This window comes from Gammaproteobacteria bacterium (assembly GCA_027296625.1).
In the GTDB taxonomy this organism is placed as follows: domain Bacteria; phylum Pseudomonadota; class Gammaproteobacteria; order JAKEHO01; family JAKEHO01; genus JAKEHO01.
The window spans coordinates 19,437-45,213 of the sequence record JAPUIX010000043.1 but is presented as its reverse complement, the minus strand read 5'-3'; the positions used below and the strand labels follow the sequence as shown (position 1 = coordinate 45,213).

Here is a 25,777-nt window from a genome sequence, read left to right as displayed (position 1 = left end):
ATCGATTTCTCGCTCAGGGACTGCATCGGTCGCATATGGCAGTTAGGGACTATCCAGGTTGATTTTTCGATGCCGGATCGGCTCGGGGCACACTATATTGGCGAGGAAGGCTCTAAACAAGTCCCGGTGATGCTGCATCGGGCGATACTGGGTTCACTGGAGCGCTTTATTGGCATCTTGATTGAACACTATGCGGGTGCCTTTCCGGCGTGGTTGGCGCCGGTACAGGTGGTCGTGATCAGTATTACAGAGAAACAAGTAAGATACGCAGAAGCCGTGGCAGACACCTTGAAAAAACAGGGGTTCAGAGTAACGGCCGACTTGAGAAATGAGACCATCGGGCATAAAATCCGCGAGCACGCAATGCAACGTGTCCCGTATCTGCTGATTGTGGGCGGGCGCGAGATGGAAGCCAATTCCGTGGCCGTGCGTACGCGTGGGGGGGAGGACCTTGGCGCTATGTCCCTGGACGATTTCGCCGAGCGTCTACAAACCGAAGTCGTGTGCCGCGGCCGCCGCATTTTGGAGGATTAGAATATCGCTGCGGGAAAGAAGACTCGTCTTAATGAACAGATAACGAGCGCGGAAGTGCGGGTTATCGGCAGTGATGGAGAGCAAGTTGGCATTGTGCCTTTGGAGCAGGCACTGCAAATAGCCGATGAGGCTGAGCTAGATCTTGTGGAGATCGTGCCTAATGTTGACCCGCCAGTCTGCCGAGTCATGGATTATGGGAAGTATTTGTTTGATGAGAACAAAAAGCGGCAGTCAGCAAAAAAGAAACAAAAGCAGATACAGGTTAAAGAAGTAAAATTCCGGCCGGGGACAGATGAAGCGGATTATCAGATCAAATTACGCAATCTGATACGTTTTCTTACGCATGGAGATAAAGTAAAGGTAACACTGCGTTTCAGGGGCCGCGAGTTAGCGCACCAGGAACTTGGCTCGAAAATGCTACAACGGATTGAGGCAGATCTCGCAGAGTATGGCGCTGTCGAACAGTATTCTAAGATGGAGCGTCGGCAGATGGTGATGATACTTGGACCGAAGAGATGAGCAGGACAAGAGATGACACGTTGCAGTTGCGTTTGCAGGGCCCGTTAGTAATGCTGCGGTTAAACATGGAGTAGTAGGGATGCCAAAGATGAAATCGAATCGCGGTGCGGCCAAGCGGTTTAAGCGCACGGCATCGGGCAAATTTAGGCATCGCCAGTCGCATAAAAATCATATTTTGACCAAGAAAAAGGTCAAGCGGAAACGCCAATTGCGGCCCTTAATCGCATTGAGTGATAACGACGAAAAGGCAGTACGCCGTCTATTGCCGTACACATAATGTGAGGAAATATTGGGATGGCAAGAGGAAAGCGCAGCGTTACCGCCCATGCGAGGCACAAAAAGGTTCTTAGCCAGGCGAAGGGTTATCGGGGGCGCCGGAAAAACGTCTACCGTGTTGCCAAGCAGGCAGTAACCAAGGCAGGACAGTACGCCTATCGGGACCGCCGGCAGCGAAAGCGCCAATTCAGGGGATTGTGGATCATACGTATCAATGCAGCCGCCCGTGAATGTGGAATTTCCTACAGCCGGTTTATGAATGGATTGCATAAGGCTTCCATAGAGATTGATAGGAAAGTCTTGGCTGACCTCGCCGTGTTCGACAAAGGGGCGTTTGCCGAGCTGGCAGATAAGGTCAAGGCCTGCCTCGCGAGTTGATTTTCCTCTATAGATCTCTTGTTCTACGGCAGGGGAAAGGACTGTGGTCCATCCCCTGTTTTTATTTGTTGGTTTTCCAATGAAGTGCAGGACGGATTAAAGAAAATTGTAGCTGATGCTGAGCAAGCCGTGGGCAGCGTCCGTGACCTCGCCGCACTTGAGCAGGTACGCGTCAAGTTTCTAGGCAAAAAAGGGCTGCTGACCTTGCGGCTCAAGGAACTTCATAAACTCCCAGCAGAGAAACGCCCACGGGCGGGGGAAGAGATCAATCAGGCAAAGCGGACCGTACAGCAGGCCGTCGAGACCCGCCGTCTGGTGCTTGAGTCTGAGCGCCTAGAGGACAAGCTGGTTGGCGGGCGTATCGATGTCACTTTGCCTGGACGTGGTCAGCGTTCGGGCGGCCTGCATCCAATCACACTCACCCTAGAACGGATCGAAGCCCTGTTTAGCAAGATCGGGTTTGAAATCGTGGAAGGTCCAGAAATTGAAGACGATTATCACAACTTCGAGGCTCTCAATATTCCATCGCATCATCCGGCCCGCGCGATGCATGACACCTTTTATTTTGATGATCACACCCTGTTGCGTACACACACCTCACCTGTACAGATCAGGGTCATGAAAGAACATCGTCCTCCATTGCGGGTGATTGCGCCAGGCCGAGTTTACCGGCGCGATTCAGACGTCACTCACTCTCCAATGTTTCATCAGGTTGAGGGCTATATGGTGGATCGGTGTGTCAGCTTTGCTGATTTGAAGGGAGTGCTCGAAGATTTCATGCGAAATTACTTTGAGGAGGATCTCAAGTTGCGGTTTCGCCCATCATATTTTCCATTTACTGAACCTTCGGCAGAGGTCGATATTCAGTGTGTTATTTGTGAAGGGCGTGGTTGTCGCGTCTGTGGGGAGAGCGGCTGGTTGGAGGTCCTAGGCTGCGGAATGATCCACCCAACTGTTTTGGATAATGTCGGAATCGATAACGAAGTGTTTACGGGATTCGCCTTCGGGATGGGTGTGGAGCGGCTTTCGATGCTGCGCTACGGCATCGATGACATACGTTTGTTCTTTGAGAACGATTTGAGGTTTCTCGAGCAGTTCGGTTGAGCGGGATCGAATGGTAGGGCGTGTTCTCAATAATTGTGAGTTAGGGGATTCGGGTACTTGGTAGATGCAATTTAGTGAGCATTGGTTACGTGAGTGGGTTGATCCGCCGGTTCCGACCGAGACATTGGTGGAGCAGCTGACGATGGCGGGTCTGGAGGTGGAGTCTGTTCGGCCCGTGGCGGCCGAGTTCAGTGGTATCGTGATCGCCGACGTCACAGAGGTGCGCCCGCATGCCGAGGCAGACGAGCTTAAGGTTTGTCAGGTGAGCATCGGTCATGGCAAAACCTCCACAGTCGTTTGCGCGGCGCCGAACGTGCGGGTAGGCATGCGAGCGCCATTCGCAGACGTCGGTGCCACTCTACCTGAGGGCAGGCGAATCACCGCGGCCGAGATTCGTGGCGTCGAGTCTCAGGGCATGCTGTGTTCAGCTGCGGAGATCGGGCTTGGGGGCGATGATGGAGAAGGGCTGATGGAACTGCCGGCTGACGCCCCTCTTGGGAAAGACCTGCATGAGTTTTTGTCGCTTGAAGACAGCAGTATCGAAGTGGCGATTACGCCAAATCGGGGGGACTGTCTCAGCATTGCCGGCATTGCGCGCGAGGTGGGCGTGCTAAATGGGTGTGAGGTGCATGGACCGCCGTATGAGCCAGTGCAGGATGCTATCAAAGATACCCAGTCAATTGAGATCGATGCCCCCGAGGCGTGTCCCCGCTATGTTGGCCGAGTGATTCGGGGGGTTAACCTGTCTGTCTGTACGCCAATTTGGATGTGCGAGCGACTCCGCCGCAGCGGACTGCGTAGCGTGAACGCGGTTGTCGACGTGACGAACTACGTCATGCTAGAGCTGGGGCAACCCATGCACGCTTTCGATCTCGAAAAGCTTCACGGTGCGGTACACGTGAGGTATTCGAATGGCAATGAGCGGCTCCAATCCCTGGACGGGCAGGATATTGCCCTGGAGAGCGATACGTTGGTGATCGCAGACGAACAGCGCGTGCTGGCGTTGGCCGGGATCATCGGTGGGGTGGACTCAGGGGTGTCAGAGGCTACTCAGCACATTTTCCTGGAGAGTGCGTTCTTCTCACCAAGGGCGATTGCGGGCCGTGCACGGCGTTTTGGGCTACATACCGACTCATCATACCGCTTTGAGCGCGGTGTTGATTTCGAACTGCAGCGACGTGCGGTGGAAAGGATGACGGCCCTGCTCGTCGGAATTTGCGGTGGAGAACCCGGCCCCGTTGTAGACCGCTGCTTTAAGGACAACCTGCCAAAGCGAGTGCCCATTACCTTGCGGAGTGCCCGCCTCGAGCGGCTGGTTGGCCTATCGATTCCGGATAAAACAGTTAATGACGTCTTGGCAAAACTGGGCATGGAGTTCAAACACAGCAAAGGCGCCTGGAAGGTTACACCCCCGTCATTCCGTTTCGATGTCGCCATCGAAGCAGATCTGATTGAAGAAGTGGTTCGTGTCCAGGGTTACGACATGATCCCCAGCCGCATCCCCCAGGGTGGCCTTAAAATCCAAGGATCCCGCGAGTCGCAGGTACCGCTGTCCAATATTCGTCAAACGTTGGTCGATCGCGGGTATCACGAAGCGATTACCTATAGTTTTGTTGACCCAAAATTACAAGCCTTACTCGCGCTAAATGATCATGCCATCCCGCTCGCCAATCCGATCGCGTCAGACATGTCGGTTATGCGTACTAGCCTCTGGCCGGGCCTTGTTCAAGCGTTGATGTACAATCAAAAACGCCAGCAGGTCCGTGTGCGGCTATTCGAGTGCGGACTGGTGTTTAGACAAGGTGTAGAACTCGAACAAGAGAACATGCTGGCAGGCGTAATTACTGGGGCAGCCTATGCAGAGCAATGGGGGATCCCAGCTCGCCCCGCTGACTTTTATGATTTGAAGGGCGATGTGGAGGCGCTCTTGCGGCTGGCAAGTGACCCGGGTGAGGTCGATTTTCGCCCGCTTGACCACCCTGCGCTGCATCCGGGCCAGGCTGCCGGCATCTTCCGCCAAGGGCGGCGGGTCGGGTTGATGGGCAGCCTGCACCCCGCGATTGCCCGCGATCTCGAGATTAGCCAGACGGTGTTGGTTTACGAGCTGCAGCTCTGTGAGGTTATGCAAGAACGCCTCCCTCGCTTCATCCAGCCCTCCAAGTACCCGTCGATACGCCGGGACATTGCTCTGGTGGTCGATAAGGCCGTCCCGGCCACCGATGTGCTCGACTTTGTTGCCAAAAGCGCCACTGATGTGCTAAAACACCTACAGTTATTTGACGTATATGAGGGGGAAGGCATTGATCCAGGGAAGAAAAGTCTCGCTTTGGGCTTGACCTTTCAGGGATCTTCTAGCACTCTTATAGATGGGGAGGTGGATGCCATCGTGGAAGGCATCGTGAGGGGGCTCAAGAAAAAGTTTGGTATCACGCTGAGGGAGTGATATGGCGTTGACCAAGGAAAACATGGCCGAAAAGCTATACGAAGAATTAGGCCTGAATAAGCGGGAAGCTAAGGAAATCGTCGAAATGTTTTTCGAGGCGATCCGGGCTGCTCTTGAGGCAGGGCGACAGGTAAAGCTTTCGGGTTTTGGCAATTTCGACTTGCGCGATAAGAACGAACGACCTGGGCGCAACCCGAAGACCGGAGAAGAAATCCCAATCAGTGCGCGACGGGTAGTGACATTTCGTCCAGGGCAGAAACTAAAAGCAAGGGTAGAGGCCTATGCTGGAAGCATCGAACGATAGTTATTTACCAGTAATTCCTGGAAAGCGGTATTTTACCATCGGTGAGGTTGGCGAGTTATGTGCAGTCAAACCGCATGTGTTGCGTTATTGGGAACAGGAGTTTCCACAGCTAAAGCCTCTTAAGCGGCGCGGGAACCGCCGCTACTACCAGCGACATGACGTCATATTAATCCGGCAGATTCGCAGCCTGCTATACGAACAGGGATTTACCATCGGGGGTGCTCGCCAGCGCCTCTCCGGATCCGAGGCCAAGGAAGATTCCAATCAGAGCCAACAAATCATTCGTCAATTGCGCGTCGAACTGGAAGGGGTTCTCGATATCCTAAGACGCTAGCATACGTCCTTCGATCAACAGTGATGTTGTCGATGTGCCCCTTTATGAATCTTAAATGAAGCCCAACGGCGCTTCATCATGCAGTACCCTTTCTCCCGAAGGGCCTATTTAGGTCTATTATCGAACCGGGGCGTAGCGCAGCCTGGTAGCGCACCGCAATGGGGTTGCGGTGGTCGGAGGTTCAAATCCTCTCGCCCCGACCATTCTGATGCCGTGCAGAGACCATTAGCCGATCGCCTTGGGTACAGTTCTCCGACCACCTTGGTGGTCGGGGTTGATGCAGTCGGTCCCTGGACTGCCTCTATCGGCAGCTTCCGCTGTCCCCGTTTAACGGCAAAGCAATTGTCAAATTCTCTTGCCTTGACTGCTTTTCATATGAATGACATTGGCGCTTAGGAGGAGGCTTACTAAAGCATGTGCGGAATTGTTGGTGCAGTGGCACAACGCGATGTTACCCCGATATTGCTTGAGGGACTGAAGCGTCTTGAGTACCGGGGCTATGATTCAGCCGGGGTCGCCGTGCTTGGGAATAAGAATCGCCTTCAGCGTATCCGTGTTACGGGTAAGGTCAAGAAACTGGAGGATGCCCTCGCACGTGAGGCACTCTACGGCCTCACAGGTATCGCCCATACTCGCTGGGCAACGCATGGGAAACCCAGTCCCAGCAACGCGCACCCTCACGTATGCCGGGGCGAGGTAGCCCTCGTCCACAACGGAATCATTGAAAACCATGAAGAATTGCGGACGCGCCAGGGGGATGCTGGCTATGAGTTTACCTCCGAGACCGATACAGAAGTGGTCGTCAACCAAGTCCACCATCATATGAAGCGCGGACAAGACTTGCTTGGGGCTGTTATGGATACAGTGCAAGAGCTGGACGGCGCGTATGCGCTCGGCGTCATTGCAACGTCAGAGCCCAACCGACTGATTGCTGCCCGTCGCGGAAGCCCCTTAGTCATCGGGGTCGGTATTGGCGAGCACTTCATCGCCTCAGATGTCTTCGCGCTGTTGCCTGTGACGCAACGATTCATCTTTCTTGAGGATGGCGATGTCGCCGACATTGGACGAAAGACGATCACTATTTACGATGCGTGTCGAAAACAAGTTCACCGGCCGATCAAGGTGTCTGAATTGACGGCAGAAGCCGCGGACAAGTCTGGTTACCGACATTACATGCTTAAGGAAATCTTCGCACAGCCGCGCGCCGTAGCCGAAACATTAGACGGTCGAATTGCCGAGGGGCGCGTACTCGAGGAGGCTTTCGGCGCAAATGCGGCCAGCGTGTTGGATAAGATCCACTCGGTCCATATTGTTGCGTGCGGGACGAGTTACCATGCTGGGCTCATCGCCCGATACTGGATGGAGGCGATCGCGGGTCTGCCTTGTACTGTGGAGGTCGCAAGCGAATTTCGCTATCGTCGACCGGTGGTCCTTCCGGACACGCTGTTTGTTAGCATCTCCCAGTCCGGGGAGACGGCCGATACATTGGCGGCCCAGCATGAGGCCAAGCAGCGCGGTTATGCCCATTCGCTTGCGATCTGCAATGTGCCAGAAAGCTCGCTTACGCGCGAATCCGAACTCGTTTTAATGACTCGTGCGGGACCTGAGATCGGTGTGGCTTCCACCAAATCCTTTACAACTCAACTTGTGGCACTCATGCTGCTCGTAATCGTGCTTGCCAGACGTAGCGGTCTGACAGTGGAAGATGAGCACGCGCTGGTTGCGCAACTGGAGAGTCTGCCGGGCAAGCTCAATGCTGTCCTTGAGCTGAACGACCAGATTGAGACCTTAGCCGAACAGTTCGCAAATAAGCATCATGCCTTATATCTAGGACGGGGAAGCCTGTATCCCGTGGCAATGGAAGGTGCGCTTAAACTGAAGGAAATCTCTTACATCCACGCCGAGGCCTATCCAGCTGGTGAACTCAAACATGGGCCGTTGGCGCTGGTTGACGATGACATGCCGGTCGTTGCTATTGCGCCAAACGATGGATTGCTGGAGAAACAGAAAACCAACCACCAGGAGGTGCGGGCCCGTGGCGGCAAGCTCTACGTATTTGCGGATCCTGCGGCCGGAGTAAAGAACTCAGCCGGGGTCCAGGTCCTTAACGTGGCCCCCATAGAGGATCCGATCGCGCCTGTGATCTACACCGTGCCCCTTCAGCTATTTGCATATCATGTGGCAGTGCTGAAGGGGGCGGACATTGACCAGCCACGCAACCTCGCCAAGTCGGTGACAGTGGAATAGCCATATAAAAAAAGGGCGCCAGTTTCCGGTAGCCCAGAACGCTTGTTTTATAGTTTGAATACGACGCTTTTCAATCCCACCGCTGACAGGAAGGTTCAACGCACCAGTGTACTAATCGCTTTGAAATGCTCATGGTGTGCATCCCTCAGCCATTCAAAGACCACCGACTCGGTGTTAGTGATGATAACGCCGGCCTGTTGCATGCGCGCCAAGGCATTTTCGTAGTCCTCACGTTTGCGGGAACAGACGGCGTCTGCAGCGACAAAGACTTGTATATAGGATGTTTGCAACTCCATCGCGGTTTGCAATACACAGACGTGCGCTTCCATCCCCGTTAGGATGGCTTGATTTCGCTGGCTCTCTACCACCGATTGCTTGAACCCTTCGACACCGTAGCATGAGAAGCGGGTCTTTTCGAACCGAGAAGTTCCCTTGGGTAAGTGCTTTGCAATGTCGGGTTCTACTGGCCCTAATCCTTTAGGATATTGCTCCGTTACCAGCACCGGGATCGACAGGAGGTCGGCAGCTTGCGTCAGGATGCCGATATTGCGCTTCAAGCGAGTGAGCACCTTATTCGGCATGGCCGCAGAAAGACGAGTTTGTATGTCAATGGCGACCAGCTGACTGGCATCAGCCTGGCACAGCAGCGAAGGTCTTGAGTTTGGGGTGGTGTTGGTAGCCTTCATGCCAACGTGGCTTTTCCGAATCGTCATCGCCTAAGATGCTGTATCAATGCAGGTAGTGATTGAACTGTTCAACGTCGTCAGGTGAGAGTGTGCCGGCCGCCTGTTTCATCCGCAGCGCTTGGAGGATGTAATCATATCGGGCCCGTGCATGATCGCGCCGCGATTCAAGCAGTGCTCGTTCCGACGCAACGACGTCTACCCCTGTGCGCGTACCCACCTCGAATCCCGCGTTCGTGGCCTGCAGGGCGATCTCCTGTGATTCGACCGTGAGTTTCAGCGCCTTCACGCTGCTGATATTCGCGATCACACCAAGGTACGCTTCCCGGGTCGCCCGCTGCGCCGCGCGACGTTCACGTTCCAATCGATCCAAACTCGCTTGATACTGCGCGCGCGCCTCGCGCGTAAGTGAGTTGACTTCGCCTCCTTGAAATATCGGCACATTGAGTTCTACTCCCACAGATGCATTGGTGGTGTCCGACGCAAACCGTCCGCCGGCTGATAGGAAACTTTGGTTTGCGACCAGATCGAGCGTCGGCAGATGTCCCGCGGATTGGCGACTGATCTCTTCTCGAGCTATGTCAACTGCATAGCGGGCAGCGGTGACTTTTAGGTTCTGCTCAAGGGCCGTCTGCGTCCATTCATCGATATTGGGGGGGGCCGGCTCCAGCAGAGGCAAGTCTGCGCTCAGCGGCGTGAGCTCGGTGAGGTATTCACCGGTTATCTCCCGCAACTGCTCGCGCGCATTATTGAGGAGATTTTCCGCTTCAATCTCTCTTGCGACAGCCCGATTGTAGCCCGCCTCGGCCTCCTTCACATCAGTGATCGCGATGAGCCCTACCTCGAAACGTTGGCTGGCCTGCTCAAGCTGGCGCTGAAGCGATCGTTTCTCCGCGCGGACAAATTCGATGTTATCTTGAGCGGCCAGCACATTGTAGTAGCGCTCGGCGCTTCGCACGATCAGGTCTTGTAGTGCGGCGGCTACTTCTGCGTCAGCCTGTTTGACCTGGCTATTAGCCTGTTTCAGTTGGATAAAGCGATCGAAGCGGAAAATCGGCTGGGTGAGATCGAGTGAGTAGCCGTGTCGGTTAAAATCAACCTCACCGGAGGTGCCTGCAAGCTGCTCGGTTTTGATATCTTGATTGTGTTGGCTAACATTCGCGTTGAAGTTGAGTGCAGGCAAAAGCTGGGCACGTGCTTGCGGCACGGCCTCGAGCGTGGCCCGTCGGTCGGCCTGAATGCGTTTCAACTCAGGATCGCTCTCGTAAGCAAGATTGTAGACTTCGAGCAGATTTGCAGCGAACAGCTCGGGTTCCGGAGACATGGCAAGGCCTAGGAGCAAAATTGCAGCAATAATTCGGTGCATGCTATCTCTTTGGGGCCTCTCTTTTTTTGGCAGCGCTGGGTGCCGCCGCTCCCCAGCTTGATTTTAGTACTGCGGCATGTCTGGATCGAGTTCGCGCGCCCAGGCATCAATACCGCCTTCTAGATTGCAGACCCGGCTAAACCCGGATTGTTCTAAATCATTGGCCACCTGGAAACTCCGCACGCCATGGTGGCAGATCACGATCGTTTCAACATTCAACTCCAGCTTGTCTTTGCTGGCAGGAATTTGGGCCATAGGTATGTGATGGGATCCTTCTATGCGACACAGCTCGTATTCCCAAGGTTCACGTACGTCTATCATCAGAAATTCGCGGTCGTGATCGTCGAGATACGTTTGGAGTTCAATCGGGGTGATCGATTGCATGGTTGTCTACCTTAGAGCTTGAATTGCTGTGGCTTCACCGCTCCGACCAGAGGCGGTAGATCGGTCTCAAAAAGACTCTCTTTAGACCATTCGCGTTCCCCAACGCGGGTGATGAGTATCGCTTCCATAACAGGCGAATGACCTACGATGACAAACACGCGGCCGCCAATATTCAGTTGTTCCTGAAAATCAGTGTTCAATACTGGAACGGATCCGGTGACAACAATGACATCATAAGGTGCTGCTTTCTGCCAGCCATGGAGGGCGTCGCCAGTTTCCAACGTAACGTTACTTATTCCACATCGCTTGAGTTTGGGTGCAGCCGCCGCCGTGAAATCTGCGTAAATGTCAACGCTGTAAACATGCCCACCTAATCTTGTCAGCAGTGATGTCAGATAAGCGCTGCCTGTTCCAATCTCGAGGATTTTTTCGCCAGGATCGATTGTTAATGCCTGCAATAATCTCGCTTCCACCTTTGGAGTCATTGTGACCTCTCCGTTCCCAAGGGGTATTCTGAGATCCGCGAATGCGAGTGTACGATAGTTCTCCGGAACGAAGTCTTCCCTGTGCATCTCTCCAATAAGATCTAAAACTCCCTGATCGAGCACGTTCCATGGCCTAATTTGCTGCTCGATCATGTTGAAACGTGCTTGTTCAAAATTCATTTGAAACTCGGACTCCGGAAGAAATACTAGCGTTCACGTGGCAGGCTGGTATTATATAACATACGAGTGTAGCTAGGGGTGCCCGCGTACGGGCTGAGACCGACCCTTTGAACCTGATCCGGTTAGTACCGGCGTAGGGAAGTGAGCACTTTTCTCCCCATGCTGGCGCTCGTCTCCACCGATACAGGAGATAACCGATGAGCGCAATTCCAAAATCTTTTCATAGTAAGACTGCCAAGGTCAACGACCAAGCTGTGCGACCATTCCCAAGCTCACGGAAAATCTATGTCCAAGGTAGCCGTTCAGATATTCGTGTACCCATGCGGGAAATCACACTGTCGGATACACCAGCAAGTTATGGAGTGGAGAAGAACCCACCGTTAACCGTGTATGACACATCCGGCCCGTACACCGATCCCGAAGCAACTATCGATGTGCGAAAGGGTCTGCCAAGGATACGTGTCACCGTGATCGACGAGCGTGGTGATACAGACGTGCTTCGTGATTTCACGTCAGAGTATGGTCGCAGATGTGCGTCCGATCCCGAACCTACTCATCTGCATTTCGAACACATCTATAGACCACGACGCGCGAAGGCTGGAATGAATGTGACGCAAATGCATTATGCGAAGAAGGGAATAGTTACGCCGGAGATGGAGTATATCGCGATCCGTGAAAACGTGCAGACCGAGGAGATCAAAGATGCGCGATTACGAATGCATCATCGGGGGAACAGTTTTGGGGCAGATATCGGTAAAAAAATCACGCCTGAATTTATTCGTTCTGAAGTGGCCAGGGGTCGTGCCATCATTCCAGCTAACATTAACCACCCTGAACTTGAACCAATGATCATTGGACGCAACTTCTTAGTAAAGGTCAATGCCAACATTGGGAATTCTGCCGTAACGTCCTCCATTGCAGAGGAGGTTGAAAAAATGGTCTGGGCTACTCACTGGGGTGCGGATACAGTGATGGATCTTTCGACGGGACGGGACATTTACGAGACACGCGAATGGATTATCCGTAATTCACCTGTCCCGATTGGTACGGTACCAATCTATCAGGCGTTGGAAAAAGCGGGTGGCAAAGCTGAAGAACTCACTTGGGAGATCTTCCGAGATACGCTTATTGAGCAGGCAGAACAGGGCGTTGATTACTTTACTATTCACGCAGGCGTGCGCTTGCCATACATTCCACTCACGGCGAATCGTGTCACCGGCATAGTCTCCCGTGGTGGTGCCATCCTGGCTAAATGGTGCTTGGCGCACCATCAGGAAAATTTTCTGTACACAAACTTCGAAGAGATTTGCGAGATCATGAAGGTCTACGACGTCTCTTTCTCATTAGGCGATGGATTACGTCCGGGCTCTATTGCCGACGCCAATGACGAAGCACAATTTGCCGAGTTGAGAACTTTAGGGGAATTGACCAAAGTCGCATGGAAACACGACGTGCAGGTTATAATCGAAGGCCCCGGTCACATTCCAATGCAACTCATCAAGGAGAATGTGGAGAGGGAACTTGAAGAGTGTAATGAGGCCCCATTCTACACCCTCGGACCACTGGCAACGGACATTGCACCCGGTTATGACCATATTACCTCTGCGATTGGTGCTGCCCTGATCGGCTGGTATGGGACTGCCATGCTATGTTATGTCACACCTAAGGAACATCTGGGCCTGCCCAACAAGGATGATGTGAAGGAAGGCATCATTGCTTACAAAATCGCAGCGCATGTTGCCGACCTAGCGAAGGGTCATCCTGTGGCGCAGGTGCGCGATAATGCGCTTTCGAAAGCACGATTCGAATTCCGCTGGGAAGATCAGTTCAATCTCGGACTGGATCCTCAGCGTGCGTGTGAATTCCACGATGAAACGTTACCCAAGGAATCACATAAGGTTGCGCATTTTTGTTCTATGTGTGGACCGCATTTTTGCTCAATGAAGATTACGCAAGATGTGCGTGACTATGCCAGGGAAAAAGGGATTGGTGACGTCAACGTGGCGATTGAGGCTGGTATGATGGAGAAGGCGGATGAATTCAAGCGCCATGGCAAGGAAATATACCGCAAGATTTAACGTCGATTACCAAGAACGCGTTTGATATGCCACAGCCCGAGTTTGACGAACGAGCTCGGGCTTTTTTATCAGAAATTACGGGAGTTGAGGTAGGCTCCGATATTTTTTTGCTGGCCGTGGGTTCCCTCTTAGATTGGAGTTAAGTCTGCACGCTTGGTGCTCATAGTCCGTTGGTCTGGTAGGGCAGGCGTGAGGCGCCCGATGATAGGGTTTGTTGTCTAGCCTTGTTAGGTCCTGCATGGCGCGCAACATCATGGTTCGATGGCGCCGTGATCTGCGCGGCTGCTAGCTCCAAGACCTTAATATTTGCCCCGCCCCGATGGCCATGCTCACTGAGCGTGCGCCGCCATAATTTTGCCCCCGGTTGGCCCTGAAACAGCCCCAGAATAGGGCGGGTAACGACGCTGAAGCCCACGCCTTCAGCCAGTTGGCGCTCTACATAAGGCCTGAATCGCTCAAGCACCTCAAATCGACTTAATGGTGCCGTAGGATTGTTATAGATCCGCTGGTCAGCACTCGCCAGCAGGTATGGGTTATCGTAGGCAGCACGTCCTATCATCACGCCGTCAACTTCCGTTAACTGATCTGTCACCTGTTCCAAGGACTTGACGCTGCCATTAAGGATAATCTCCAGATTCGGGTAGTCCCGTTTGATCTTGTGGACTACGTCGTAACGAAGCGGTGGAATATTCCGGTTTTCCTTTGGGGAAAGGCCATGCAGCCAGGCTTTACGGGCATGGAGGATGAACGTCTCGCACCCGACTGCGGCGATGCAGTCAATAAATTGGCTTAAGTCCACATAGGAATCCCGATCGTCGATCCCAAGCCGGGTTTTCACCGTAATAGGGATGGGTACGGCTTCGGTCATCGCCGTGACACAGTTGGCAACCAACTCGGGGTCGGCCATAAGGCAGGCCCCAAAACGGCCTGACTGTACCCGATTGCTGGGACAGCCAATGTTCAGGTTGATTTCATCGTATTTGGATTCATAGCCCATGCGAGCGCACTCGGCGAGTTCCGCCGGATCGCTACCGCCAAGCTGCAAGCCTACCGGGTGTTCGCTTGCGTCGTGGGCAAGAAGTCGCACCGACTTGCCGTGCAGCAGCGCCCCGGTTGTGATCATTTCCGTGTATAACAGCACGTGCCGCGTCATGAGTCGAAGAAAGTAGCGGAAGTGACGATCGGTCCGCTCCATCATCGGAGCGACCGACAACCGGCGATCGAGTCGAGTTGGGAGGGAATTGCTGTGTGTCTCAACCTGAAACGGTTTGAATTGGCGCACGTCGTCTATCCTTTAGCGGCGTCAGTATGATCGGTGTTGTATGCTCTGCAATCCTAAGCTGGTGCCTGATATTGTCTATCCTGCGTGTGTATAGTGTCGAGACAGGAGTCTGCTGGTAAAGCATGCCCTCAGATAAAACCCACGCGGCAGGGTCGGCGTCCTTATTCCTGTCTCTCCGATGCTGGCGCGCAATGCGCGGGCGTTGGGTGCCTTCGGCCGAATCTGAAGATAGGTCCCATGCTGCGGCGTCAGTTGCTCAAGCTCGCCCATGCGGACCATATCCATCAGTTCTTCCCAGTCAGTCCGAAGCGCTAATTCTTCTGCTGCGTCTGGACTCCATAAGATTGGCGAGCCGATGCGTCTTATAGGCAACGGGACGGCTGGGTTGGCCTCGATGGGAACCCAGAGCACCCGTGCAAGCTTGCGCCGCACTAACGAGGCTTCCCACCTAAGCCCTCGATTGCCCGTAAGCGGCACGGTACACACGTAGGTCGATTCCCGAGGGCGACCCTTCCGACCTACCGGGATCGTCTTTAACTCGACGCCAATCGCTTGAAAATCGGGCTCCGGCAAAGACGACGCACTGGCGCCGAGGTACATTTCAATGAGCTCGCCGACCCAACCCTTTGCCCGACGAAGCGTCTTTGGCACAGGCCGACCTAAAGGCTTTGCCACCTCTGCGAGCGTCAGTCCGGCAATCGATCGCGCTCTGGCAAGCAATTCGCCCTCAGTGCGTGGGGTTCTAAGCGTCAGATCCGGCACAGCCCTGTAAAGGTACTAGGTCAGTTTGTGTTGTTCCATGCTTGTGCGACAATGCCAAGCCCTGGGCCCGGCCTGTCATCCATTGGTATCCGTGGGGATTCAATAACCTAGTAGTTTAGTATAGTATTGAGCTATGGTCAGCCTACGGATATCTAAGGACCTACTGGAGCGCCTCGAATCGATGGTGATGGCTGACTATCCGAATGAAACCTGTGGCGTCATTGCCGGGAAAGCACGCAACAGCGCGGTCGACGTCTGCGACGTCATGGCAGCTCGTAACTTGAACACGGAGCGGGCCAATGACCGTTATGAACTGGCGCCCGACGATATGCTGGCGGCTGATCGTGAGGCGGCGCGCCTGGGCCTTGATATTGTCGGGATCTGGCATTCCCACCCGGACCATCCCGCGCAGCCTTCGGAAACCGACCGCATGGCCGCCTGGGAGGGTTGGTCTTACGTGATCTTGTCAGTGACCCGCGAGAAGGTGGTCGATACGCGTTCTTGGAGGCTAAATGGCGCAAGACAATTTGTTGAGGAGAAAATAGCGATATGCCAGACGTAACCATTCGCATTCCAATGCCGTTACGGACCTTTGCAAACGATCTGGATGAAGTCGTGGTAAAGGGAGCGACAGTCGGTGAGGCGCTTAAGGCCTTGGGTGCCGTCCATAGCGGCATTACCGAGCGAGTGATGACACCGGAAGGCCAATTGCGGAGCTTCGTCAATGTGTATCTTGGCACCGATGATATCAATTCGGTTGACGGATTAGATACTGCGGTGTCCGATGGTGACGTTTTGTCTATTGTGCCGGCCGTGGCCGGTGGGGCCGGCGTGCGGGCCAAGGATCGCAAACTCATGGAGCTCAGGGCCACCATTCCCCAAGTAACGCCTCGTGAGGCGCTGAAACTGAAGCAAAATGGTGCGGTGCTAATTGATGTGCGCGAGCCCGATGAGATTACGGAAGGTCGTCCAGCCGGCGCGCATTCCCTTGGGCGAAGCTATCTTGAGTTGAGGATCGAAGAAGTGGCGCCCGATCTAGGCCAGACCGTCGTGGTGATGTGTAACGGGGGCACACGTTCGCTTTTCGCGGCCGAGGATCTGAAGCGCCTGGGCTACACTGATGTACGTTCCATTACCGGTGGGTTCAACCGTTGGAAGAATGACGGGCTGCCTTTCGAGGTCCCGCAGATACTCGACAGTGATGCCCGTGAGCGCTATAGCAGACACCTCTTAATGCCCGAAGTGGGTGAAGCGGGCCAACTCAGGCTATTGAACTCTAAGGTTTTATTGGTTGGGGTCGGCGGACTTGGCTCGCCCGCTGCATTCTATCTGGCAGCGGCAGGGGTCGGCACGTTGGGCATCATTGATCACGATCTGGTCGAGCTCAGTAATCTACAGCGGCAGATCCTGCATACCGACGACAGAGTCGGTACCCCTAAGGTTACCTCGGCACGGGCAACCCTGCAGGCGTTGAACCCCCACGTCAAGATCAACGAGCATGACGTTCGGCTGGACTCCACTAACGTGGAGGCGGTCTTTCGCGGCTACGACGTCGTGGTGGACGGGTCGGACAATTTTGCAACCCGCTATCTGGTCAACGATGCCAGTGTTCGGCTCGGTATCCCCAATGTCCACGGGGCAGTATTCCGATTTGAGGGCCAAGTCTCTGTTTTCTGGCCAGCCTATCCAAAGCACCGTGGGCCATGTTATCGCTGTGTTTATCCTGAGCCACCTCCGCCGGAATTGGGGCCTTCCTGCGCCGAGGCCGGTGTCTTGGGGGTGCTGCCGGGTGTGATCGGTGTGCTGCAGGCGGTGGAGACCATCAAGCTGCTGTTGGAAGTCGGCGAGCCGCTGATCGGTAAGTTGCTGTATTACGATGCGCTTCAGGCCCGCTTTTCGGAGCTTAAACTGATCCGCAATCCAAGCTGCGCCTACTGCGGCGATCACGCGGAGTTTCCCGGCTACGTGGACTATGAAGCGTTCTGCACCGCTTCGACCGCCTGAATTGACAGGACCGTGAAAGGACCCGCACTAAAAGAACATCCCGTGCTTCAGGTGCGCTCTGAGACGACCACTGGCGCTGAGGGTCTCGTCCAGAGCATCGGCAATACCCCCCTGCTGGAACTGGATCTCATCGCCGAACTGGCGCCTGGGGTGCGTCTCTTCGCGAAGCTTGAGGCGTTGAATCCCGGGGGTTCCATTAAGGATCGCCCAGTGGCGCGGATGCTGACACGGGCGCTTCAAGAGGGAAAATTTGAAAGAGGTCGTAGGCTACTCGATTCGTCTTCGGGAAACGCCGGGATCTCTTACGCGATGCTTGGCGCCGCGCTCGGGATCCCAGTCAGCATCGTGGTGCCCGGTAATGCGAGTAGGGAGCGGCTCGATCGGATTGCAGCCCATGGTGCGGAGTTGATCCTGACGGACCCCATCAAGGGCTACGACTTTGCCCTTTTGGAGGCTCATCGACTTGCGAATGAATTCCCGGATCGCTACTGGTACTGTGACCAATACAGCAATGACGATAATTGGCGGGCCCATTATGAGGGCACGGGCCGGGAGATCCTCGCACAGCTGAAAACAGAAACCGGTTCGCTGCCAGATGCCTTCGTCGCGGGTGTCGGAACGGGTGGCTCGATCACGGGTGTTGGGAGACGCCTGCGCGAAGCGAATCCCGAGGTTCACATTGCCGTCGTGATCCCCGAGCGCTTCCCAGGGATAGAGGGACTCAAACCGCTCGGTGAACCAGATGATATTGTCCCTGCAATCTTGGATGAAGCGCTGATTGATCAGCGCATTCCCATCACCATTGAGCAGGCGATCGCTGTATGCAGACGCCTCACGCAGCGTGGACTCTTTGTTGGACCGTCTTCCGGCGCTTATGTTTACGGCGCCTTGCAAATCGCCGCAACCGGGAAGTACCGTACAATTGTCACGCTACTTAATGATACAGGAGAGCGCTACGGATCAACGGGCATGTGGCACGACGCAGCGCAGCAAGACACGTCTAACTCGTCTTAACTATAATCCGATGGCCAATGCGTTAACTAAGGTGTCCCACCTACGGCGTGGATAGCGAGTCGATAATCGACTGGCGTAGGCGCTCCAGTTGGGCTGGCTGGGTAATCGGTTTATTATTGCGATCCGTAATAAAGAAGACGTCTTCAACCCGCTCCCCAAACGTTGCAATTTTTGCATTTTGCAGGCGCACCCCGCAGCGCTGCATGGCAATACCCACGCACGATAGGAACCCAGGTCGGTCTGTAGCGATCACCTCGATCGCACTTCTCGCATTCTTTGTATCCGAACTAAATAAGACTTCTGTCGGAATCGGGAAGTGTTTGAGTTCACGAGCTGCCCGTCGGTTGATTCGTTTCGGAAAGGACTCTAGGGTCGACAGCGCCTTTCGCAATGTGACTACGATCTCCTGCTCGCGGCCAACGTCGCGGATTGCTTCACCGCTTGCCTCTAGGACAATATAGGTGTCCAACGTGTAGCCACTTGCGGTGGTAATGATTCGTGCATCATGCACTGTAAGATCCAATTGATCAAACGCGGTGGTGGTTGCTGCGAAGATCAGATCCTGATCAGGCATGTAAACAAACACCTCCGTGCCACCACGATGAGTTTCGTGCCGAACAAGGACGAGCGGCAGGTCGGCTTCACTGATCGCAAGGATATGCTGCGTGTGCCAAGCGATCTCATCAGGCGAATGCCGCAGAAAGTAATCTTCGTCAAACTGTTCCCACAAGTCTGCGATCTCCTTTTTTGAGCATGCGGGCTCATTTAGCATCGTAAGTGCTTCACCTTTTACTTCGTTAATACGCTCTGTCTTATCGATGGGGCTTTCTAAGCCCCTTCTAAGCGCGCGGAGTGTGCTGTGATAGAGTTCGGCGAGAAGGGCGTCCTTCCACCTGTTCCATATTTCTGGGTTAGTCCCTTGGATATCCGCGACAGTAAGGAGATAGAGGTAGTCGAGGTGGATTCGGTCACCAACGAGCAGCGCAAATTTGTTGACGACTTCAGGATCAGAAATATCTTGCCGTTGTGCCGTCAGTGACATAATTAAATGATGGCTAACCAACCATGTAACGAGTCTCGCATCGTATTGGCTTAGACCGTGACGCAAGGAGAATTCAAGCGCGGCCCTCGCACCGAGCTTAGAGTGATCCTCGCCACGGCCTTTAGCAATATCGTGAAACAGCCCTGCAAGATATAAGAGCTCCGGTTTGGGCAACTGCTCCATCACGTGAAAACATAAAGGCAGGGTGCGTTCGATTTCTGGGTCCTGAAACCGTTGCATGTTGCGAATGACGAAGAGGATATGTTCATCTACGGTGTAGACGTGAAACAGATCAAACTGCATCAACCCGACGACCGCTTCAAAAATAGGTATATAAGCCCCGAGAATGCCATAACGGTGCATGCGGCGAAGTTCTCGGCCAACAGCGTGTGGAGTACGAATTATCTCAAGAAACAGGCTGCGGTTTGTTAAGTCATTTCTGAAAGAATCATCGATCAAGTGACGATGATTGCGGATCAGACGTATGGTGCTGGCACGTACACCTTTGATCTCAGGGTGCTGTTGGATTAGTAGAAAAACTTCGAGCAGTGCAAATGGGAAACGCTGGAAAATATTATCATGACGTGCCGCGATAACGTCGTTTTGTACTTGGAAACGGCGGTTTAGGATCTGCGCTTTTCCCTTTTTTTCGTGCTTATTGTAAAGAATGACTTCCTGAAAAAGCTGTAGAAGCATCTCATTAAGTCGGCTGAGTTCAGTCACTGTCCGGTAGTAGCTTTTCATGAGGCGTTCAACGCCGAGTTGATTTGAATCATCTTGATAGCCAAAGGCATCAGCAATACGGCGTTGGTGATCGAATAGCAAACGGTCTTCGCGCCGCTTGGTTAGCGTATGCAGTGCAAACCGTAGCCGCCACAAAAGAGCCTGACCCTCGTCAAGGGTCTGAAATTCCTCTTCGGTGAGAAAGCCAATCTCGACAAGATCGCGCAATGTTTCTGCACCAAAGTGTCGGCTCGCAACCCATCCGATCGTTTGGATATCGCGCAAGCCCCCGGGTCCCTCCTTGATATTTGGTTCAAGATTGTGTGCTGCATCATGAAATTTCTGGTGTCTCTTTGCCTGTTCTTGCAATTTGGCTTTGAAGAATGCCCGGGTAGGCCAAAGATGATTGGGGCCAGTGGCTGTCAACATGCTGGCAAACAGTTTTTCGTCGCCATCCATGAGCCGGGCTTCCATGAGGTTCGTAGCTACGGTGACGTCGGCTTTGGCCTCTTTTACACACTCTTTGACTGTGCGTACGCTGTGAGCGACTTCAAGACCGATGTCCCAAAGGAAAACGAGGAAATCTTCGATATCTCGCATCAGGCCATCGTTAATCCGGGGTTTACGGAGAATCATAATGTCGATGTCGGAGGCGGGATGGAGTTCACGACGTCCATAGCCGCCGACAGCGCACAGTGCCAGACCGTTTCCAGTAGCCCCCGTGCGCCGCCAAACGCAGCCCAAGAGCTGGTCCATTAGCCAGGCTCGCTGAGCGACGAGCTCCCTGACAGGGGCATTTCCCCAAAAGCGTTTTGTTAAGTATTCATTTCCTTGATTAAGGGCGTCTTTGAATACTGTGATCGGCGAGGCTTGCTCCTTAAGTGCCGCGTTAAAGGTTTCTGGATCAAAGAGCAACGGATTTTCTAATGTTTGGGTTAACATCGAGTTTAAATATCGTCTTCTGGCAACTGTGTCAGGACCTCAAAACCATTCTTGGTCACGAGAACTGTATGTTCCCATTGCGCAGAGAGACTGTGGTCTTTGGTTACAACCGTCCAATTATCCGGTAATAACCTCACGTGCCGTTTTCCAGCATTGATCATTGGTTCGATGGTAAAGGTCATCCCTGGTTCGAGTACCATACCTGTTCCAGGCGTACCGTAGTGAAGTACCTGCGGCTCCTCGTGAAATTCACGCCCAATACCGTGCCCACAGTATTCTCGCACAATTGAACAACTGTTTGACTCCGCATGGTGCTGTATCGCGTGACCGATATCACCAAGCTGAATGCCTGGTTTAACAATATCAATGCCGATACGCATGCATTCATAGCTTATTTGAACGAGCCGTTTCGCTCGAATGGACGACTCACCAATGGGAAACATTTTGCTCGTATCACCGTGGAAGCCATCCTTGATGACCGTCACATCGATGTTAAGGATGTCGCCATCTTTCAAAACCTTGTCACCTGGGATGCCGTGGCAAACCACATGGTTAACTGAGGTGCAGATGGACTTTGGAAAACCACGATAGTTAAGCGGGGCAGGGATAGCGTCAAGCTCGTTGGTAATGTATTGGTGGCAGATGCGATCCAGTTCACCCGTTGTGACGCCTGGCTTTACGTAGGGCCGAATCATGTGCAATACGGATGCTGCCAGCTGGCCAGCAACCCGCATGCGGCCTACCCCGTCGGGGGTCTTGATCGATACGGCCATGGGGGAAGGAGCATGGGGACGCAGAGCGCGCGGATTGTTGTGGTGGGGCATCTATGGTATAAAGCGCCGGCTTGATTAGCAAACTGAACGACGCACACACACTGCAACCAGGTATGGGGTGCCCTCGCGCAGGTTCTGGGTAAAGCGCATGTGCGGCGATCCAGCTGGAATGGCCCTAATCAGTGTCATTCTTGAAGCTGGTGTGATACGGCGAACTCCGCTGTGGAACATTGCGTTCCTGAGTCGCTTAGCACGGTCGCTTTGAATTAGCGTGTTAGAGGGTCGGTACTTGGGGTGTGTGGAGGATCAACCCTAACTTGGAGTCTACATATGTCAGACGTTAGCATGCGTGAGATGCTGGAGGCCGGCGTGCATTTTGGCCACCAGACCCGCTATTGGAACCCAAAGCTGGCCCCTTATATCTTTGGGCAGCGAAACAAAATACACATCATCAATCTTGAAGCGACGCTCCCGCTATATATTGAAGCGATGAGCTTTATCGCCAAGATGGCTGCCAGAAGAGGCAGGATTCTTTTCGTCGGTACAAAAAGAGCCGCACAGACAATCATTAGGGAGGAGGCATCACGTTGTGGAATGCCCTACGTTAACCGGCGTTGGTTAGGGGGGCTGCTTACCAATTTTAAGACAGTGAAGCAATCTATCCAACGGCTGAAAGATATTGAGACGATGAGGGAGGATGGTAGTTTTGAGCGAATGAGTAAGAAGGAGGCGCTCAGGTATGCACGTGCGCTGGGAAAGCTCGAAAAGAGCCTCTCCGGGATTAAAGATATGGAAGGGTTGCCCGATGTACTTTTTGTGATCGACGTTGGCCACGAGAAGATCGCTGTAAGTGAGGCCGTTAAGTTGGGAATTCCCGTTGTTGGAATTGTCGATACGAATAACAGCACGAATGGTGTTGATTATGTCATCCCTGGCAATGATGATGCGATACGTGCGATTCAGCTCTATGTAAAAGGTGCAGCTGATGCCGTCCTTGACGGCCGTCAATCGGCAGTTCAGCTGGGGACCGTTGAAGGTGACGAATTTATAGAGCTCGATGAATCTGGCGCACCATTGATCACCGCGGACGCAGCAAAGCCGGTGAAATCAGTTGCTAAGAAGGCAGAAGAACAGAAGGTAACGGAGGATACCGCTGAAACAGGCGGGGGTGATGCGACGCCGGGAATACAGGCCACCTTAGATCTTAAGGTGGAAGTAGAACCGAAACACATTGCGTCAGACGAACCCACTTCACCTTTAGAGGACGTTAAGGAGGTGGCAGAATTGCCGAGCGAGCAAGCAGTTAAAGTGGTTGATGCGCCTCAACGTAAGGAACCCACACCAGCGAAGAAGGTAATTATCAAGAAAAAAGCGATGACCAAGGAAAAGGCTGGTGTAAAGGAGACAATATCCGATAAGAAGGCTAAAGCTAAGGATGAGACCGCAGCTATAAAGATAACGGCGTCGGCAAAGAAAAAAACCACGACAAAGAAAAAGACCATTGCTAAGAAAAAGACGGCAGCTAAGTCTAAGACACAAACCAAAGTGAAGGCTGCTAACAAGGATTAAGGGGTAGCGTAATAGGCTACCTTTATATATATAAAGGAGAGAGGCGAGACAAGCCAATAGAGAGCAATTTTTAAAGGAAGCGAGGGTATGCAGATCACAGCCGCAATGGTTAAGGAGTTACGTGAACGCACGGGGGTCGGAATGATGGACTGTAAGAGAGCCCTAGTGGAGGCCAATGGCGATATTGAGGCTGCGATTGAGGCGATGCGCAAAGCAGGGCTTGCGAAAGCCGCGGCGAAGGCCGGACGTATAGCCGCTGAGGGGATCATTGCCATTCGTCAGGCGCCTGATTCAAGCGCGGCTGCGATGGTGGAGGTTAATTCTGAAACCGATTTTGTGGCCAAGAGTGACGACTTCATTGCGTTTGCCGAGGCAGTTGCCGCGTGCGTGTTGTCAAACGGACCCAAAGACATCGCTGCTTTGGGGGAAATGCGGCTCGCTGAAGGCGCCCGTGAGACGGTGGAAATGCAAAGGCAGCAGCTGGTGGCCAAGCTTGGCGAAAATATCAATGTGCGCCGATTTACTACGATAGCTAGCATTGCTGACCACCTTGGCGTTTATCTGCATGGGGGCCGAATAGGCGTGTTGGTTGATGTCGAAGGCGGTGATAGGCAGCTTGCGAAGGACCTCGCAATGCACATTGCCGCGAGCCGCCCCGTCTGTGTTTCTGAGAAGGATATCCCACAGGAGTTGCTCGATAAGGAGAGAGACATCTTAAAGGCCCAGGCCGCGGAAAGCGGTAAACCTCGAGAGATCATTGAAAGGATGGTGGATGGTCGCCTGAAGAAGTTTATCGGCGACGTGACGCTTTTGGGGCAACCCTTTGTGAAGGACACGGAACTTACGGTTGGTGAGTTATTGGCAGCATCGGGTGCCCGAGTTCGTGCATTTTGGCGCTTCGAAGTGGGTGAAGGCATAGAGAAAAAGGCACAAAATTTTGCCGAAGACGTGATGGCGCAAGTGCGAGGGGGCTGATACGTTGTCTAGCCCGTCAGGCCAGCTGCGATACCAACGGGTATTACTCAAGCTCAGCGGGGAGGCATTGATGGGGGAAGCACCCTACGGCATAGACCCCGGGGTCATACAGCGCATTGCTAAAGAGGTTCGCGAGCTAACCCAGGCTCGTGTGGAGGTGGCAATGGTGATTGGCGGGGGCAACTTCTTTCGCGGTTCGAGTCTAGCGGCAGCGGGTGTGGATCGAGTGACAGCCGATCAGATGGGAATGCTGGCTACGCTCATCAACGCATTAGCTTTGCAAGATGCGTTGGAGCGCCAAGGTATGTATGCACGCGTTATGTCGGCGATTACAATTAATGAAATCTGCGAAGACTACATCCGTCGGCGAGCCGTCCGCCACCTGGAGAAAGGCCGGGTTGTAATCTTTGCTGCAGGAACAGGCAATCCTTTCTTTACGACCGATTCAGCTGCGAGTCTACGAGCCGTTGAAATCAATGCGGACTTAATGATTAAGGCCACAAAAGTGGATGGTATCTATTCCGCTGATCCTAGACGCGTCGAGAACGCGACGCGTTATGATTATCTTAACTATGATGAGGTCTTGCAAAGCAAGCTTGGAGTCATGGATGCCACAGCCGTCGTGTTATGCCGTGATAACAACATGCCGCTACGTGTACTCAACATGACCAATCCCGGAGCGCTAATGCGCGCGGTGATGGGTGAGGACGAGGGTACCTTGGTGAGCAGCAAACCAATGGTTGAGAAGACTAATGATAGATAAGATCATCCGTGACGCTGATGAGCGGATGAAGAAGAGTATCGAGTCACTTAAGCAGGAGCTTGCAAAACTGCGAACAGGTCGGGCCCACCCGGGCTTGTTGGACCATGTCATGACCTCATATTATGGTTCGCAGGCTCCGCTAAATCAGGCTGCCACTATTAGTGTCTTGGACGCCCGCACATTAGCGGTTGCGCCTTGGGATAAGAGTATGATCCCCGAGGTAGAGAAAGCGATATTAAACTCCGACCTTGGACTTAATCCGAGCACCTCGGGTGACGTAATCCGTGTACCACTACCACCGCTAACCGAAGAGCGGCGACGGGATATGACCCGGGTAGTAAGGGCTGAGGCGGAGCATGCACGCGTCGCCATACGTAATATCCGGCGCGATGCTAATCATTCGCTAAAGAAACTCATTAAGGATAAGGCACTCGCGGAGGATAATGAACGACGAGGCGAGGAAAAGATCCAAAAGCTAACCGACACTCATATCAAGGAGATAGATATGCTGCTCTCAGCGAAAGAAAAGGATCTGATGGAGGTGTAGGGCCAAAGCTCAGTTATCATTTCTTCGCTGTGATCCTCACCACCAATTAGGTACGCTAGTTATGTC

Annotated in this window: 24 protein-coding genes, 1 tRNA gene, 1 pseudogene and 1 riboswitch; of the genes and pseudogenes, 18 read left to right on the top strand and 8 right to left on the bottom strand. The window is 53.5% G+C overall.

Translation table 11 applies throughout. The features are described from left to right. From O6944_02415 to glmS, 10 genes are all read left to right on the top strand, one after another. A partial coding sequence (locus tag O6944_02415) for a threonine--tRNA ligase (protein ID MCZ6717992.1) occupies positions 1–534 on the top strand: 534 nt, incomplete at its 5' end. A 3-nt stretch (positions 535–537) separates the two neighbouring features. Further along, positions 538–1,053, top strand: coding sequence for a translation initiation factor IF-3 (gene infC / locus O6944_02410; GenBank protein MCZ6717991.1), 516 nt, complete (start codon positions 538–540; stop codon positions 1,051–1,053). A 79-nt stretch (positions 1,054–1,132) separates the two neighbouring features. Continuing rightward, complete coding sequence (gene rpmI / locus O6944_02405; protein ID MCZ6717990.1) at positions 1,133–1,330, top strand: 50S ribosomal protein L35; 198 nt, start codon at positions 1,133–1,135, stop codon at positions 1,328–1,330. A gap of 17 nt (positions 1,331–1,347) precedes the next feature. Next, a complete protein-coding gene (rplT, locus tag O6944_02400; protein ID MCZ6717989.1) occupies positions 1,348–1,707 on the top strand; it encodes a 50S ribosomal protein L20 in 360 nt (119 codons plus the stop codon). A gap of 84 nt (positions 1,708–1,791) precedes the next feature. Next, positions 1,792–2,811: a phenylalanine--tRNA ligase subunit alpha gene (gene pheS, locus O6944_02395; GenBank protein MCZ6717988.1), complete on the top strand. Its 1,020-nt coding sequence runs from the start codon at positions 1,792–1,794 to the stop codon at positions 2,809–2,811. A gap of 64 nt (positions 2,812–2,875) precedes the next feature. Then, a complete protein-coding gene (gene pheT / locus O6944_02390) occupies positions 2,876–5,254 on the top strand; it encodes a phenylalanine--tRNA ligase subunit beta (GenBank protein ID MCZ6717987.1) in 2,379 nt (792 codons plus the stop codon). Between the two features lies 1 nt (position 5,255). Continuing rightward, entirely contained in the window at positions 5,256–5,558 is a 303-nt protein-coding gene (gene ihfA, locus O6944_02385) for an integration host factor subunit alpha (GenBank protein ID MCZ6717986.1), read from the top strand. Further along, positions 5,536–5,892, top strand: coding sequence for a MerR family transcriptional regulator (locus O6944_02380; protein MCZ6717985.1), 357 nt, complete (start codon positions 5,536–5,538; stop codon positions 5,890–5,892). Before ihfA ends, O6944_02380 begins: the two co-directional genes overlap by 23 nt. A gap of 126 nt (positions 5,893–6,018) precedes the next feature. Beyond that, a tRNA-Pro gene (locus tag O6944_02375) sits at positions 6,019–6,095 on the top strand. Positions 6,096–6,306: 211 nt separating this feature from the next. Then, positions 6,307–8,139, top strand: coding sequence for a glutamine--fructose-6-phosphate transaminase (isomerizing) (gene glmS, locus O6944_02370; protein ID MCZ6717984.1), 1,833 nt, complete (start codon positions 6,307–6,309; stop codon positions 8,137–8,139). Between the two features lie 95 nt (positions 8,140–8,234). Here glmS and O6944_02365 read toward each other — a convergent pair whose 3' ends face one another. The 4 genes from O6944_02365 to O6944_02350 form a co-directional block, all read right to left on the bottom strand. Continuing rightward, complete coding sequence (locus O6944_02365) at positions 8,235–8,852, bottom strand: isochorismatase family protein (GenBank protein ID MCZ6717983.1); 618 nt, start codon at positions 8,850–8,852, stop codon at positions 8,235–8,237. 16 nt (positions 8,853–8,868) lie between these two features. Further along, complete coding sequence (locus O6944_02360) at positions 8,869–10,188, bottom strand: TolC family outer membrane protein (protein MCZ6717982.1); 1,320 nt, start codon at positions 10,186–10,188, stop codon at positions 8,869–8,871. 63 nt (positions 10,189–10,251) lie between these two features. After that, positions 10,252–10,572, bottom strand: coding sequence for a rhodanese-like domain-containing protein (locus O6944_02355; protein ID MCZ6717981.1), 321 nt, complete (start codon positions 10,570–10,572; stop codon positions 10,252–10,254). Positions 10,573–10,583: 11 nt separating this feature from the next. Continuing rightward, positions 10,584–11,237 (bottom strand): protein-L-isoaspartate O-methyltransferase, encoded by a 654-nt coding sequence (locus tag O6944_02350; protein ID MCZ6717980.1) that lies wholly within the window; start codon positions 11,235–11,237, stop codon positions 10,584–10,586. A 64-nt stretch (positions 11,238–11,301) separates the two neighbouring features. Beyond that, a riboswitch (TPP riboswitch) is annotated at positions 11,302–11,394 on the top strand. Positions 11,395–11,434: 40 nt separating this feature from the next. Between O6944_02350 and thiC the strand changes: the two genes are divergently transcribed. Continuing rightward, positions 11,435–13,315: a phosphomethylpyrimidine synthase ThiC gene (thiC, locus tag O6944_02345; GenBank protein MCZ6717979.1), complete on the top strand. Its 1,881-nt coding sequence runs from the start codon at positions 11,435–11,437 to the stop codon at positions 13,313–13,315. Positions 13,316–13,475: 160 nt separating this feature from the next. On the opposite strand, the gene dusA is transcribed toward thiC, so the two are convergent. Beyond that, a complete protein-coding gene (dusA, locus tag O6944_02340; protein ID MCZ6717978.1) occupies positions 13,476–14,597 on the bottom strand; it encodes a tRNA dihydrouridine(20/20a) synthase DusA in 1,122 nt (373 codons plus the stop codon). Positions 14,598–14,672: 75 nt separating this feature from the next. Beyond that, on the bottom strand, positions 14,673–15,359 hold the full coding sequence (gene mutH / locus O6944_02335) for a DNA mismatch repair endonuclease MutH (protein ID MCZ6717977.1): 687 nt from the start codon (positions 15,357–15,359) through the stop codon (positions 14,673–14,675). A 133-nt stretch (positions 15,360–15,492) separates the two neighbouring features. On the opposite strand from mutH, the gene O6944_02330 reads away from it, so the two are divergent. Genes O6944_02330 through O6944_02320 form a run of 3 tightly spaced genes read left to right on the top strand, consistent with a single transcriptional unit; the run spans position 15,493 to position 18,377 of the window. Continuing rightward, positions 15,493–15,921, top strand: a complete 429-nt coding sequence (locus O6944_02330; protein ID MCZ6717976.1) for a M67 family metallopeptidase — start codon at positions 15,493–15,495, stop codon at positions 15,919–15,921. Then, on the top strand, positions 15,909–17,363 hold the full coding sequence (gene moeB / locus O6944_02325) for a molybdopterin-synthase adenylyltransferase MoeB (GenBank protein ID MCZ6717975.1): 1,455 nt from the start codon (positions 15,909–15,911) through the stop codon (positions 17,361–17,363). Before O6944_02330 ends, moeB begins: the two co-directional genes overlap by 13 nt. Positions 17,364–17,375: 12 nt before the next feature. Continuing rightward, the gene (locus O6944_02320; protein ID MCZ6717974.1) at positions 17,376–18,377 is read left to right on the top strand and encodes a PLP-dependent cysteine synthase family protein; all 1,002 of its coding nucleotides are present in this window, start codon (positions 17,376–17,378) and stop codon (positions 18,375–18,377) included. A 40-nt stretch (positions 18,378–18,417) separates the two neighbouring features. On the opposite strand, the gene glnD is transcribed toward O6944_02320, so the two are convergent. Together glnD and map are read right to left on the bottom strand one after the other, a co-directional pair. Then, positions 18,418–21,084: a [protein-PII] uridylyltransferase gene (gene glnD, locus O6944_02315; GenBank protein MCZ6717973.1), complete on the bottom strand. Its 2,667-nt coding sequence runs from the start codon at positions 21,082–21,084 to the stop codon at positions 18,418–18,420. Positions 21,085–21,089: 5 nt separating this feature from the next. Next, positions 21,090–21,908, bottom strand: a complete 819-nt coding sequence (gene map / locus O6944_02310) for a type I methionyl aminopeptidase (protein MCZ6717972.1) — start codon at positions 21,906–21,908, stop codon at positions 21,090–21,092. A gap of 279 nt (positions 21,909–22,187) precedes the next feature. Here map and rpsB point away from each other — a divergent pair. The 4 genes and pseudogenes from rpsB to frr all read left to right on the top strand — a co-directional run bounded on the left by rpsB (position 22,188) and on the right by frr (position 25,711). Further along, positions 22,188–22,925, top strand: a pseudogene (gene rpsB, locus O6944_02305) (30S ribosomal protein S2). 588 nt (positions 22,926–23,513) lie between these two features. Next, complete coding sequence (gene tsf, locus O6944_02300; GenBank protein MCZ6717971.1) at positions 23,514–24,401, top strand: translation elongation factor Ts; 888 nt, start codon at positions 23,514–23,516, stop codon at positions 24,399–24,401. 4 nt (positions 24,402–24,405) lie between these two features. Next, a complete protein-coding gene (gene pyrH / locus O6944_02295) occupies positions 24,406–25,164 on the top strand; it encodes a UMP kinase (GenBank protein MCZ6717970.1) in 759 nt (252 codons plus the stop codon). After that, the gene (frr, locus tag O6944_02290; GenBank protein MCZ6717969.1) at positions 25,154–25,711 is read left to right on the top strand and encodes a ribosome recycling factor; all 558 of its coding nucleotides are present in this window, start codon (positions 25,154–25,156) and stop codon (positions 25,709–25,711) included. Before pyrH ends, frr begins: the two co-directional genes overlap by 11 nt. Positions 25,712–25,777 lie beyond the last annotated feature (66 nt).

Bases quoted from the DNA above. Each gene is read 5' to 3' on its own strand.
- O6944_02330 (MCZ6717976.1), top strand. From the start codon at position 15,493: ATGGTCAGCCTACGGATATCTAAGGACCTACTGGAGCGCCTCGAATCG.
- glnD (MCZ6717973.1), bottom strand. From the start codon at position 21,084: ATGTTAACCCAAACATTAGAAAATCCGTTGCTCTTTGATCCAGAAACC.
- pheT (MCZ6717987.1), top strand. From the start codon at position 2,876: ATGCAATTTAGTGAGCATTGGTTACGTGAGTGGGTTGATCCGCCGGTT.
- thiC (MCZ6717979.1), top strand. From the start codon at position 11,435: ATGAGCGCAATTCCAAAATCTTTTCATAGTAAGACTGCCAAGGTCAAC.
- ihfA (MCZ6717986.1), top strand. From the start codon at position 5,256: ATGGCGTTGACCAAGGAAAACATGGCCGAAAAGCTATACGAAGAATTA.
- tsf (MCZ6717971.1), top strand. From the start codon at position 23,514: ATGCAGATCACAGCCGCAATGGTTAAGGAGTTACGTGAACGCACGGGG.
- rplT (MCZ6717989.1), top strand. From the start codon at position 1,348: ATGGCAAGAGGAAAGCGCAGCGTTACCGCCCATGCGAGGCACAAAAAG.
- moeB (MCZ6717975.1), top strand. From the start codon at position 15,909: ATGCCAGACGTAACCATTCGCATTCCAATGCCGTTACGGACCTTTGCA.
- O6944_02380 (MCZ6717985.1), top strand. From the start codon at position 5,536: ATGCTGGAAGCATCGAACGATAGTTATTTACCAGTAATTCCTGGAAAG.
- rpmI (MCZ6717990.1), top strand. From the start codon at position 1,133: ATGCCAAAGATGAAATCGAATCGCGGTGCGGCCAAGCGGTTTAAGCGC.
- frr (MCZ6717969.1), top strand. From the start codon at position 25,154: ATGATAGATAAGATCATCCGTGACGCTGATGAGCGGATGAAGAAGAGT.
- glmS (MCZ6717984.1), top strand. From the start codon at position 6,307: ATGTGCGGAATTGTTGGTGCAGTGGCACAACGCGATGTTACCCCGATA.
- O6944_02360 (MCZ6717982.1), bottom strand. From the start codon at position 10,188: ATGCACCGAATTATTGCTGCAATTTTGCTCCTAGGCCTTGCCATGTCT.
- O6944_02350 (MCZ6717980.1), bottom strand. From the start codon at position 11,237: ATGAATTTTGAACAAGCACGTTTCAACATGATCGAGCAGCAAATTAGG.
- O6944_02365 (MCZ6717983.1), bottom strand. From the start codon at position 8,852: ATGACGATTCGGAAAAGCCACGTTGGCATGAAGGCTACCAACACCACC.
- O6944_02355 (MCZ6717981.1), bottom strand. From the start codon at position 10,572: ATGCAATCGATCACCCCGATTGAACTCCAAACGTATCTCGACGATCAC.
- map (MCZ6717972.1), bottom strand. From the start codon at position 21,908: ATGCCCCACCACAACAATCCGCGCGCTCTGCGTCCCCATGCTCCTTCC.